Consider the following 1,016-nt stretch of genomic DNA (forward strand, 5'->3'; position numbering starts at 1 on the left):
GCACGTGCGGGCGACGGTCCGCTTCGCGGACGGGGTGCGGGCGCTACGGGCCCAGGACATCGGCACGGTCCTGGAGATCGGCCCCGACGGCTCCCTCGTGGGTCCGATCCAGGAGGCCGTCCCCGACCTCCTCGCGCTGGCCGCCCTCCGCAAGGGGCGCGGCGAGGTGCGTTCCCTCATCACCACGGTCGGGCGGCTGCACGTACGGTCGGTGGACGTGGACTGGCCCGCCTTCCTGGGCGGGGCCGGGGCCCGCCGCGTCGAGTTGCCCACGTACGCCTTCCAGCGTGGCGCCTACTGGTTGGAGACGACCCGGCAGGGCGCGGACGCACGCGGGGGCATTGTGGATCCGCGCACGGGCGAGGGCCCGGACGTGACCGAGGGCGTGAACATGGTCGGGGACCTCCTCACCATGACCTGGCAGCCCGTGGACGGTGTCCCCCCGCCCCAGACGCGCTGGGCCGTCCTGGGACAACCGGACGGACGGGCCGGGGCCCTGGCCAAGGCACTCGCGCTGCACCCCGGGAACACGGCCGACGTGCACGGCTGCCCGGAGTCCGTGGCGGAGACGACCGAGTTGATCGTCCTGGCCCTCGACACCGTGCCCGGTTCCGACCGGGACCGAGGGGACCCCGACGCCGTACGCCACTGCACGACCGACACGCTGACCCGGGTCCAGGACGTGCTCGCCCACGAGTCGTCGACGGATTCCCGTGTGGTGATCGTGACGGGCGGTGCGACCACCGGCGACCCGGCGGGGGCGGCGGCCTGGGGTCTGCTGCTGTCGCTGCAGGCCGAGCGTCCCGACCGGTTCGTCCTCGTCGACCTGGAGGACGACGGCACGGACGCGCCCGCCCTGGCGTCGGCCGTGGCGACCGCGCTGGCCCTGTCTCTTATACAAATCCCCGACCCCACGAAACAGGCAAAAACCTCGTATGCCGTCTCATGCTCGAAAAAAACAAAGAAGGGAACGTGACGCCAGACCAACATCCAATGAAAACAAAAAAAGAACCAAA

At 70.9% G+C, this 1,016-nt stretch carries 1 protein-coding gene; it reads left to right on the plus strand.

The window, feature by feature from the left end; genetic code table 11:
* On the plus strand, positions 1-976 hold a 976-nt coding region (locus P1P70_RS45050; RefSeq protein WP_413471701.1), incomplete at its 5' end, for a SpnB-like Rossmann fold domain-containing protein.
* Positions 977-1,016: the final 40 nt, after the last annotated feature.

Origin of the sequence: Streptomyces sp. MB09-02B, assembly GCF_033794485.1 — a bacterium.
Lineage (GTDB): Bacteria > Actinomycetota > Actinomycetes > Streptomycetales > Streptomycetaceae > Streptomyces.